This window comes from Pseudoalteromonas sp. J2K-J599 (assembly GCF_059295115.2).
Genome location: NZ_CM200271.1, coordinates 2,274,653 through 2,286,711, shown reverse-complemented (window position 1 = coordinate 2,286,711; position 12,059 = coordinate 2,274,653). Strand labels below are relative to the sequence as shown.

7 protein-coding genes are annotated in these 12,059 nt (G+C 39.8%); 3 read left to right on the top strand and 4 right to left on the bottom strand.

Annotated features, from left to right (window positions below):
• Positions 1-6: 6 nt before the first annotated feature.
• From AC5NT5_RS10300 to AC5NT5_RS10290, 3 genes are read right to left on the bottom strand one after another with little or no spacing between them, the layout of a single operon-like run.
• Positions 7-1,320, bottom strand: a complete 1,314-nt coding sequence (locus AC5NT5_RS10300; protein ID WP_494512860.1) for an ABC transporter permease — start codon at positions 1,318-1,320, stop codon at positions 7-9.
• 3 nt (positions 1,321-1,323) lie between these two features.
• Complete coding sequence (locus AC5NT5_RS10295; protein WP_004335374.1) at positions 1,324-2,034, bottom strand: ABC transporter ATP-binding protein; 711 nt, start codon at positions 2,032-2,034, stop codon at positions 1,324-1,326.
• A 42-nt stretch (positions 2,035-2,076) separates the two neighbouring features.
• On the bottom strand, positions 2,077-3,330 hold the full coding sequence (locus AC5NT5_RS10290; RefSeq protein WP_494513221.1) for an efflux RND transporter periplasmic adaptor subunit: 1,254 nt from the start codon (positions 3,328-3,330) through the stop codon (positions 2,077-2,079).
• A gap of 697 nt (positions 3,331-4,027) precedes the next feature.
• On the opposite strand from AC5NT5_RS10290, the gene gltB reads away from it, so the two are divergent.
• From gltB to AC5NT5_RS10275, 3 genes are all read left to right on the top strand, one after another.
• Complete coding sequence (gene gltB, locus AC5NT5_RS10285) at positions 4,028-8,485, top strand: glutamate synthase large subunit (RefSeq protein ID WP_494512861.1); 4,458 nt, start codon at positions 4,028-4,030, stop codon at positions 8,483-8,485.
• Between the two features lie 9 nt (positions 8,486-8,494).
• Entirely contained in the window at positions 8,495-9,910 is a 1,416-nt protein-coding gene (locus AC5NT5_RS10280; protein ID WP_494512862.1) for a glutamate synthase small subunit GltD family protein, read from the top strand.
• Positions 9,911-10,979: 1,069 nt separating this feature from the next.
• Complete coding sequence (locus tag AC5NT5_RS10275) at positions 10,980-11,717, top strand: GGDEF domain-containing protein (RefSeq protein ID WP_226929041.1); 738 nt, start codon at positions 10,980-10,982, stop codon at positions 11,715-11,717.
• A 13-nt stretch (positions 11,718-11,730) separates the two neighbouring features.
• On the opposite strand, the gene AC5NT5_RS10270 is transcribed toward AC5NT5_RS10275, so the two are convergent.
• A complete protein-coding gene (locus tag AC5NT5_RS10270; protein ID WP_004335381.1) occupies positions 11,731-12,054 on the bottom strand; it encodes a hypothetical protein in 324 nt (107 codons plus the stop codon).
• Positions 12,055-12,059 lie beyond the last annotated feature (5 nt).

Sequence of the window (12,059 nt, the reverse complement as noted above, 5' to 3'; positions counted from 1 at the left end):
CATTCCTTATTGGCTCTTAAGATAAATAGCAGGATTGGTTTTACACACTAACCAAGCTGGGTACAAACCAGCTAAAATGCAGGTTGTAATTGCAATCAATGGAGCGCTCAATAGCATGGTTAAATCCATTGTCGCTAAGTTTTCATAGTAGTCGTAGCTTTGCCCTACGCCCATTAAACCAAGTTGTGCTAGTACAATTCCTAGCATGCCACCTATAAAGCCAAGCATGGCAACCTCAACTAAGTGCTGTAAAAATATTTGCCTTTTACTAGCACCTAATGCGCGTCTTACACCTACTTCTGGCGCTCTGCGTAAAAACTTAGCTAAAAGTAAACCTAAAATATTGGCTAAGCAGACACCTAAGAACATAAAGCTCAGGCCCACTAAAATTTTATTGTCTTCGGTGACGACGTTGTTGTATTGCATCCATTGGTTTACATCGCGAAGTTTATACTCAAGTTCTTTACGATTAAATCGACCACGTTTTTGTTGTTCTTGCATATAGGCTAATAAGTAATTTTGATAGGCTTGTTTTTGTTCAAGCGTATTTAGCTCTGCCCAAAACTGGATCCATACTTGTTCAGATTGCAGTTTATCTGCAAAGGTTGGTGTGTTTTCGTGTTTCCATCCATTGCTATTGCCCCAACTTACTAGCTCTTTTGTCTTTATTAAGCTAAAGGGCATAAATAACTCTTCTACTTGATTAAATGCACCGTTGTTTAAATCATAATATTTAATATTGAGAGGCCAATGGTTAATAACACCAACTACTTGATAGCTTGCATCATCTAAGTAAATCAGTTCTCCGACAGAGTTTTTTCCAGCAAATAGTCTATCGTTTATCTCTTGGGTAATAATAACCACAGGTGCGGCAGAGTCTTCTTGCTCTTTGCTCCAAGCCCCCCCGTATAAAAATGACAAATTAAACATGCTAAAAAAGTCAGGCGTTGTCATGCGAGCATTACCTATAAAAGGTTTTATTTTGTCGGAGTCTAGATAAACTGAAAAGCCGGTACGCATCATAGCCACTTTTTTCTCTGGCATGGGTGCGTTTAATAAGTTCTCAGCATCTTGATAGGTCAGTTGCAGTGGCATGTTATCTTCTGTCCACCACGTACTACCATCGTCCATTGTTTGTAATTGCACACTGTAAAGTTGGCTGCTTTTTTCTGGGATAGGATCGGCCGACATCATGTGATAAACACTAAGGCTGGTCATTGTTATGCCTATACCTATCGCAATGGCCAGTACCATTAAAAAGCTAACCAGTGGGGTGCGCTTGAAGCTGCGCCAACTTAAATCTAAATAATGAATAAACATTAGTTAAACCCCCGATGCTGTTTTTATAGTTTGCGCGCCTTGATAAAGTGTAAAGTCGGCAAGTTGCCCATCAACTACTTGAATATTACGCGGAGCACGGCGGGCTAATTCGCTATCATGCGTTACCATTACAATAGTGGCACCGTCGCGATTGATTTGTTCAAGTAACTCCATAACTTGGCGAGCCATTAAGCTGTCAAGGTTACCTGTTGGCTCATCGGCAAGTAAAAAACGAGGTTCACCGGCAAGCGCACGGGCTATTGCCACACGTTGTTGCTGGCCACCAGAGAGTTGTTGAGGTAAGTGTTTAGCGCGAGATGCTAAACCAACTTGTTCAAGGCATTGCTCAATTCGACGTTTCCGCTCATTTGCTTTAATCCCTCTATAGCGAAGAGGAACTTCTATGTTTTCATATAAATTTAAATCGGGGATCAAATTAAAGCCTTGGAATATAAAGCCAATTTTTTGATTACGTAAATCAGCACGTTGGTTATCGTTTAGGCTGCCAACATTAACACCATCCAACAGGTATTCACCTTCGTTAAAAGGCTCGAGCATACCTGCAATATTTAAAAAGGTTGTTTTTCCTGAGCCGCTAGGACCGGTAACAGCAATAAATTCGCCTTCGTTTACTTGCAGGTTAAAGTCTCGAAGCGCATGGGTTTGTACCATTTCTGTTTGGTATACTTTACTTACATTGTTCATTTGTAACATGGTTGTTCCTAATTATTTTTAGCGTTGGTTGAGAACGTCTGTTTAATTTAATAAAATCGTATCGGCTTGCTTAAAGTCGCTGTAGCTTGAAATAATAATCTCATCGTTTTCTTTTAGTCCGCTCAAAAGCTCAACCGCATTAATGCTGGTAGCGCCTATTGTAATAGGTATACGCTTTGCAATATTGCCTTCTACCTTATAAGCAACAATTCCGCCTTGCTGCATAAATGCACCGCGCTTTACTTGCATTACACCTTCTCGGTTGTCGAGTAAAATACGAGCAGTTAAGCGTTGGTTTTGACGGATGTTGTTAGTAACACCTTTAAATCGGACGCGTGCTGTTACTTCACGATTATTAACTTCTGGTGATATGGCGGATAAATTCCCCATCACTGTTTCATTGCCTAACTTAAGCTCTACTTCCATACCGAGTCCTAATTCGTTGGCGTAACTTTCAGGTACTTGAAGTTCCGCTTCGAAATTACTTAAGTCGACGAGAGTCATAAGAGGTTGGCTTTGCGTCACTGCGGCTTTTTGTTGCACTAATAGGTTACCCACGATCCCAGTAACGGTAGCCTTAATAGATAGGTTGCTTACTTTTCTGATTAAATCATCAACGATAAGTTGTTGGCGGGTCACATCACTTTTAGCGGCTTGTGACTCGAAGGCGAGCGTGTCTTTGGCAAGCAATACCTCTTGTTGTGCATGTTTATATGAGAGCTTTGCACGTGATAAATCATCAACTGCTTTTTCAAGATCAATTTGGCTAATTAAGTGCTTTTGAATTGATAACTGCGCCCGGCGATTTTCGCGCTCAGCGGCATTAAGCTCAACTTGTGCCATATCGAGTGTTTTATTTAAAGTGAGTGTTTGGCGTCTTGCTTGCAAATGCTGCCTTTGCTGCTCGCCTTGTAGTCTTTTAAGTACAGACTCCTGTTGCTTTAATTCGTTAGTTAACTCAGGGCTTTGCAGCAGGGCAAGTGTGTTGCCTTGCTTTACTGTATCGCCGGCCTTTACTTTTAAATCTATAAATCCACGTTCTGGACTGTAGATTTTAGGAGCATTAGCAGCAACAATTTTACCACTGGCGGCAATATCTCGAATGAGCGCTTTAACATGTACTTTTGCAACCTGTACTTTTGAGCGGCTAATAGAGCTTTTAGCGCTATGACTCGTTAAAAAAATATAAGCAATTGTAGAGGCTGCAATGAAAATAACCGCAGTGATGATCGCGTATTTTTTATAGTTTATAGGTGCCTTTACTTGTACGTCTTGTGCACTGGTATCTTTAATTATTTAATTCCCCCTACATTGCTTTTATGTATTTTTCGCACAGCAGTAATAAAGCTGCTGTGCAAATGGCGGCAATAGGAGAGAGCAAAAATAAGCTTAGAGTAAACATGGTAATTCCAATTAGCGATTATATGTAAAGCTATACGATTAATATGCCAACTATTATCACATTGATATTAAAGTGCTTTTTATTTTTTGTTCTTGAAAATGATGTCCGCGGACAGTTTTATGTCCGCATCGGACACCGCTTTAAATAAAAATTCACTATTAATGTACAAAAAAGGACATGAACTTTCATAACTATACTAATGAGCAGCAATAATCGGGGATGTTAAGCCATTAAAGTAATGAAATAGCATAAAACTATCTAAATGTTAACTGAATAGCCCTTCATGTGTTGAATACTTATTCACTTTTACCTGCCTTTACGTTTACGTAAGCTGCACCTTTGGGTGCTTGTGTTTTTTACAATATGTTAAACTTGACACCAGTGTCATGAAAAAATAGTGGTTAAAATAACGCTAAATGTTAAAAATAATGATAAAAAGAAATCTTGCTATGAAGTGAGAAATATTCAAGAATGTGAATATGTATTCAAAGTGCTATTGACTCTATTTAAGATAGAGGCTAGTTTTGTCCGTCTGTTAGCAAATCGTCGAGCAGTTCATCCACGCTAACAGTGCAGCAAGGGGAGGGGTCTATGTTATACGACTCAAAGTTAGAAAAAGAAAATTGTGGCTTTGGCTTAATAGCCCAAGTTAATGGTCAAGCTAGTCATAGGCTTATTCGTACTGCTATTACGGGGCTTGATCGCATGCAGCACCGTGGCGGTATATCTGCCGATGGTAAAACAGGTGATGGCTGTGGTTTATTATTACAAAAACCAGATAGCTTTTTCCGTGCAATTGCCAGTGAACATAATTGGCACTTAGGCAAAAACTACGCAGTGGGTATGATATTTTTAAATTCAGACCCTGTTTTAGCACAAGCTGCAAAACAAATACTTAGCGAAGAATTAGAAAAAGAAACGCTAAATATTTTAGGTTGGCGTGTTGTACCAACCGACCCATCTATGTTGGGTCCTATTGCTGTACAGCAATTACCAGGTTTTGAACAAATTTTTGTTAGCGCGCCAGAAGGTTGGCGTTCTAAAGACTTAGAGCGTCGCTTATATGTAGCACGCCGCCGCGCTGAAAAGCGCATTGTTGATGATGAAGCTTTCTATATCGCAAGTCTATCTGGTTTGGTAACTATCTATAAAGGCTTAATGATGCCTGCGGATTTACCTAATTTTTACCTAGATTTAGCTGATATTCGTATGACGAGTGCGATTTGTGTTTTCCATCAGCGCTTTTCTACTAATACTCAGCCGCGTTGGCCTTTAGCTCAACCTTTCCGCTATTTAGCACACAATGGTGAAATTAATACTATTGAAGGTAACCGCCAGTGGGCACGCGCACGTTCTTATAAGTTTGCGTCACCGCTTATTCCTGATTTACAAAGCGCAGCGCCGTTTGTAAACGAAACCGGTTCTGATTCATCAAGCCTAGATAATATGCTTGAGCTATTTTTAGCTGGCGGCATGGATTTATTCCGCGCTATGCGTATGCTCGTTCCGCCTGCATGGCAGAAAAACCGTGCAATGGACGACGATTTACGTGCATTTTACGACTTTAACTCTATGCATATGGAACCATGGGATGGCCCGGCAGGTATTGTTATGTCGGATGGTCGTTTTGCGGCGTGTAACCTTGACCGTAATGGACTTCGCCCAGCACGTTATGTAATTACACAAGATGGTTTTATTACGCTTGCATCAGAAGTGGGTATTTGGGATTACACTGCCGATGAAGTGGTTGAAAAAGGCCGTGTTGGTCCAGGTGAATTATTAGTTATTGATACTAAACTTGGCAAAATCTGGCACTCGGATGAAATCGATCAGGATTTAAAATCTCGCCATCCTTACAAGTCATGGCTTGAAGAAAACGTTAAACGTTTAGTTCCATTTGAAGAACTTACTGAGCAAGACGCTGGTAATCGCTCATTTGATGACGAAACGCTAGCTAAATATCAAAAAATGTTTGGTTATACCAACGAAGAGCTTGATAGCGTTATTCGTGTAATGGGTGAAAACGGCCAAGAAGCGACAGGCTCAATGGGTGATGACACGCCATTTGCTGTGCTTAGTGAAGGGCATCGTTCACTTTATGATTACTTCCGCCAAAAATTTGCGCAAGTAACAAATCCACCTATCGATCCACTACGTGAAAACCATGTAATGTCGCTTGCAACCTGTATTGGTAGTGAGCAAAACGTATTTAACGAAACAACGGGCCACGCTAAGCGCCTACAGTTTGATACACCAATTTTAATGTACGCAGATATGCAGCAGCTATTAAATGCTGATGAAGCGCACTACAGCTACTGTAAAATTGATATTACCTACACAGTTGAAGAGGGTTTAGAAAACGCGGTTACGCGTATTTGTGACCAAGCACAAGAAAAAGCAGCTGCGGGCTGTATCATGCTTATTTTAACTGACCGTAACTTTGATGAAATAAATTTACCAATTCCAGCAGCTATGGCTGTAGGTGCGGTACAAAAACGCTTAGTTGATAATAACTTGCGCTGTGAATCAAACATTATCATTGAAACTGGCAGCGTGCGAGATGCGCACCAGTTTGCTGTGCTATTAGGTTTTGGTGCTACGGCAATTTATCCATACCTTGCGTATGAATCGTTAGTTGCGATGAGCGACAGCAAAATTATTGATAAGTCGTATTGCGAAGTGACCCTTGCTTATCGTAAAGCCATTAATAAGGGCTTGTACAAAATTATGTCTAAAATGGGCATAAGTACGGTTGCGTCTTATCGTTGTTCAATGTTGTTTGAAGCGGTGGGGTTATCTGATGCGATTATTGAAATGTGCTTTAAAGGCGTTGCAAGTCGTATACAAGGTGCGTGCTTTACCGACTTTGATGACGATCAGCAAAGTTTGCACAAACTTGCTTTAAGTAAGCGTAAATTATTAAGCCACGGTGGTTTATTTAAGTACGTCCACGGTGGTGAGTATCATGCTTATAATCCAGATGTTATTCAAACTCTGCAAAAAGCGGTTCGCTCAGGTGAATATAAAGACTACAGTGCGTACGCTGATTTAGTTAATAATCGTCCAATTGCGACTTTGCGCGATATGTTAGCGCTTAAACTACCTGAGCAAGGTATAAGCATCGATGAAGTAGAGTCTGCAGAAAACCTATACAAGCGTTTTGACTCAGCAGCAATGAGTATTGGTGCGTTATCACCAGAAGCTCATGAAGCGCTAGCAATTGCGATGAACCGCTTAGGTGGTTGTTCAAACTCGGGTGAAGGCGGTGAAGATAAACTGCGTTATGGTACAGAGAAAAACTCGCGTATTAAGCAAGTCGCTTCAGGTCGATTTGGTGTAACGCCTCATTACTTACGCAGTGCTGACGTTATTCAAATTAAAGTAGCGCAAGGTGCAAAACCAGGCGAAGGTGGACAATTACCAGGTGAAAAAGTAACGCCGTATATTGCTAAGCTTCGTTATTCGGTACCAGGTGTTACGTTAATTTCGCCACCACCTCATCACGATATTTACTCAATTGAAGATTTAGCACAGCTAATTTTCGATTTAAAACAAGTAAACCCTAAAGCACTTATTTCTGTAAAACTTGTTTCAGAGCCAGGTGTGGGAACCATTGCAACAGGTGTTGCTAAAGCATATGCCGATTTAATTACTATTTCTGGCTACGACGGCGGTACAGGCGCAAGCCCACTTACTTCTGTTAAATATGCAGGTAGCCCATGGGAGCTTGGACTTGCTGAAACACAGCAAGCACTAGTTGAAAATGGCCTTCGTCATCGCATTCGCCTGCAAACAGATGGTGGCTTAAAAACAGGTTTAGATATTATTAAAGCGGCAATTTTAGGTGCTGAAAGCTTTGGCTTTGGTACTGGTCCAATGGTTGCCCTTGGATGTAAATACTTACGTATTTGTCACTTAAATAACTGTGCGACCGGTGTTGCAACACAAGACGAAACACTTCGTCAAAAGCATTATCACGGTTTACCAGAAATGGCGATGAACTACTTTAAGTTTATAGCGCAAGAAGCGCGTGAAATTATGGCTAGCCTAGGCGTTGCAAATTTAACTGATTTAATTGGTCGTTTAGATTTATTAGAAGAAATTGAAGGCAAAACTGCAAAGCAGAAGAAAATTGATTTATCGTCTGTTATTGCTCAGCCGAACAACCCAACTGGCGAAACGCTGTATTGTAGTGCGCCTAACAGTTCGCATTACCTAGGTAAGTTAAACGAAAGTTTATTAGCTAAAGCGCAAGAGGCAATCGATACGTCAAGCGGTATCTCGCTTGTGAGTCGTATTTGTAATACTGACCGCTCTGTAGGTGCAATGCTTTCGGGTTATATTGCTGATAAACACGGTAATCAAGGTATGGCGGCAGACCCTGTAGCAATTGAATTACACGGTACGGCGGGTCAATCGTTTGGTGTATGGAATGCCGGTGGTCTTGAAATGACATTGGTTGGCGATGCTAACGATTACGTAGGTAAAGGCATGGCAGGCGGTAAGTTAGTTATTCGTCCACCACTTGGCTCATCTTTTGAAAGCCATAAAGCAACCATTGCTGGAAACACATGTTTGTATGGCGCTACAGGCGGAAAACTGTTTGCAGCGGGTTGTGCCGGTGAGCGCTTTGCAGTTCGTAACTCAGGTGTGCAAGCGGTTGTTGAAGGTGTAGGTGACAACGGTTGTGAATACATGACCGGTGGCGTTGTGTGTGTACTTGGTAATGTAGGTGTTAACTTTGGCGCGGGTATGACTGGTGGTTTTGCTTATATTTTAGATGAGCGAAATGATTTTGAAAAACGCATTAATCCAGAGCTTGTAGAAATAGTAACACTAGACGAATTAACGTCGCATCAAGAGCATTTACGCGGCTTAATTGCTGAGCATTTAGAGCTTACGGGTTCGTGCAGAGCAGAAAGCATTTTAGCTAACTTTGAACTGTACTTACCGATGTTCAAATTAGTAAAACCAAAATCAAGCGACGTAAAAAGTTTACTCGGGCATCGCGCTCGCAGTAGTGCCGAACTACGTGTTCAGGCGCAATAAGGGGGCAGTATGAGCGAAAATGTATATCAATTTATAGACGTGCAGCGTGTAGACCCACGCAAAAAACCAATCTCGTCACGTAAAAAATCTTTCGTAGAAATTTACGAACCCTTTTCAGAGAATCAGGTTAACTCACAAGCTGATCGTTGTTTAGATTGTGGTAACCCGTATTGTGAGTGGAAGTGCCCAGTACATAACTACATTCCACAATGGTTAAAGTTAATACGCACAGGTCGTATTATAGAGGCAGCAGAGCTTTCTCATCGTACAAATAGCTTACCAGAGGTTTGTGGGCGTGTTTGCCCACAAGACCGTTTGTGTGAAGGCTCGTGTACATTAGATGAAGAGTTTGGTGCGGTTACAATTGGTAATATTGAAAAATACATTACCGATGAGGCATTTAAAATGGGCTGGAAGCCTGATATGTCTTATGTAACTTGGACCGACAAAAAAGTAGCTATTATTGGTGCAGGCCCAGCTGGTTTAGGGTGTGCTGATATTTTAGTTCGTAACGGCGTAAAACCAGTAGTGTTTGATCGTCACCCAGAAATTGGCGGACTACTCACGTTTGGTATTCCTTCTTTTAAACTTGAAAAAGAAGTGATGCAAAAGCGCCGTGAAATTTTCACTGAAATGGGCGTGGAGTTTAAGTTAAATGTTGAAGTAGGTGTTGATATTACGCTTGATCAAATTTTAGCTGATTACGACGCCGTATTTTTAGGAGTTGGTACGTATAAAAGTATGCGTGCAGGTCTTGAAAATGAAGATGCACCAGGTGTTCACGATGCACTCCCGTTCTTGATTGGTAACACTAACCGTGTAATGGGCTATGACGAGACTAAGCAGCCGTGTATTGATATGGCTAACCAAAAAGTAGTTGTACTTGGTGGTGGTGATACAGCGATGGACTGTGTGCGTACGTCTATTCGTCAAAACGCTGCAAAAGTAACGTGTGCTTATCGTCGTGATAAAGAAAATATGCCTGGTTCTAAACGTGAAGTTAAAAACGCCAAAGAAGAAGGCGTTATATTTACCTATAACGTTCAGCCTAAAGGCATTGTATTGAACGATAAAGGTAAAGTAACTGGCGTTAGAATGGTTAAAACTAAATTAGGCGAACCTGACGCAAATGGCAGAAGTCGTGCTGAAGAAGTACCTGGTTCAGAGCATGTGATAGAAGCTGACCAAGTTATTATGGCATTTGGTTTCCAGCCTCACAAAATGGATTGGTTAGAAAAATACGATGTAGAAATAAATCACTGGGGCGGCATTAATGCACCAGAACAGGGTGAATTTACACATCAAACAACGAACCCTAAAATATTTGCTGGTGGCGATATTGTGCGTGGTTCAGATTTAGTGGTAACCGCTATTTTTGAAGGACGTAATGCTGCAGAAGGTATTATGGATTACTTAAAAGTTTAATTGTTCGTATTAATAAAATAAATAAGAAGCAAGCCAACTGGCTTGCTTTTTTTATTGTTTTATTCGAATGTAATGTCAACGTAGTTAGCCACAAACGGTATTATATTAATATCACCTGTAGCATAGCTTTCTTTAGCGACACCTTGAGTTTTTACCTTTAGAGTACTACCAAGAGGGATTATTATGCTTTAGTGTGGGTGAGCTTGTTTCGAGCTAAATACGGATGCTTAGGGCATCTATTAAGCAGCCTTGAGGGTTAATTCATACATCAAACTTTACGCTTTACTTAACCAACACAAGGGGGCAGGCATTTACTTATAGCAACTCGATTTTTTTGGATTTTCAGTAGTACTAGCTAACGTTATTTGGCCATAATCTGTAGCTTCTTTTGTTGCTTAATATGCTATAACTCTTGTTTGCATCGTTGTATAAATACTTTGATTTGAAGAGTTAATTGATTGGTTGCTTGGCTCAATACATATATACAGTACCGTTAACACCATCTTTAACTACGTGTGTTATATCACTACTTTAACTATTACTATTAGTGCGGGTAGTGTGGGAATAAAAAAGTAAACTTATTTATTTTTTAACCCTTAATATTATTGCATTATCCCTAACAAAGGTAAGTAATGGTTAAAGTATTCGCTTTTATCAACCCGAAATAACTAATCTTAAGAGTTGATTTAAATATAAAGTTGGTCCATTATCGCACGCTGTTTACGGTTTGCTTACTTTTTGTCTACAAGTAAGCTTTTATATATTAATAAAATAAATAGAAATTATGTACGAATATTCAAACAAGTCGGAAAGGAAACTCATTGTTCGATTCTTCTCTTCAATAGGGTTTATAGCAACGTTTTCTATGGCTAGCTTAGCATTTATTAATAGCAGTTATTTATTAGCGTGTACCTTGGTGGTTTCTTCGTTTGTCTATTTATTGGCATTTAGCATAAGTAGGGGAGTAGAGAAGTCAGGCACTATAATTTTATACAACCTTTATGCACTAATGTTTTACCTAGTCCTCACTGGTGGAGCACAAGGAACAGGGCCTATATGGATATTCATAGTGTCTCCTGTTACTTATTCAATACGCGGACTTAAGCGAGGTACATTTGATATAATTTTGTTTTTATTAGCGATTGTTTTAGGCTTTTACTGCGCTGATACATTCAATATATATGACTATAGTCCGGAACAGTTTCCTATCAGAATTATACTCGCTTTTATAATTGTCGCGTCGCTGAGTGGCTACTACGAGTTTTCAAGAGAAAAATACAGCAGTAAAATAATTGCTTTGAGTCAAAAGAATGAATTTTTAGCAACTATAGATCCACTCACCAACCTGCCAAACCGTCGCTATACCATGAATAAGCTTGTGGCTTTTAAAAGTGAGCTGAAAGATAATAATACTCCCTTTGTAATTTTATTAGCTGATGTAGATAATTTTAAAAAAATTAATGATCAATTCGGCCATGATTTTGGCGATGAAGCACTTATTCAGTTAGCTAAAACCTTTGATAAAAGTATTCCAAAAAATGCGATTGCATCACGTTGGGGCGGAGAGGAGTTTTTAATTGTTATCCCAAATGCAACAGTTGAGCAGGGGGAGCAAGTTGCAGAAAAAATCCACAACGCCCTTAAAGCTTCAGCTGTGAGCTTATTTTCAGATAGTACCAATATTACGCTAAGTATTGGTGTTATCTCTGCAAGTGCCGAACGCTCAATTGATCTTGATATCAAGCGTGCTGATGAACTACTTTATAAAGCAAAAGCGCAAGGTAAAAACAGAACGTGTTCTTCTTAAAAGTTTATCTACTTTAATCCATTGAAAACGAATCAAGTGATGGCTTTATTTTAGCCTTTCTGCGCTTTACGCTCATGTAACACATTGCATTACAGGCAATCTGCATTGTAATTAATAGCCAATAACTGATGCCTAAGTCACTTAGGTTATTTATTTTTTCGCTAGTAAAGTAATAGGCTACGGCGATTATCTGAAGAACTAAAAAGCTATTTAAAAACCTCAGTAAACGCTGTTTAAAGTAAGTATGCTTATATTTACTAAAAATTATTAAACAGCTGCTTAGCGCTAATAAAAACCAACTTAAAATGATACAAAAATTAACTAAAGTACTGTGCATTATTT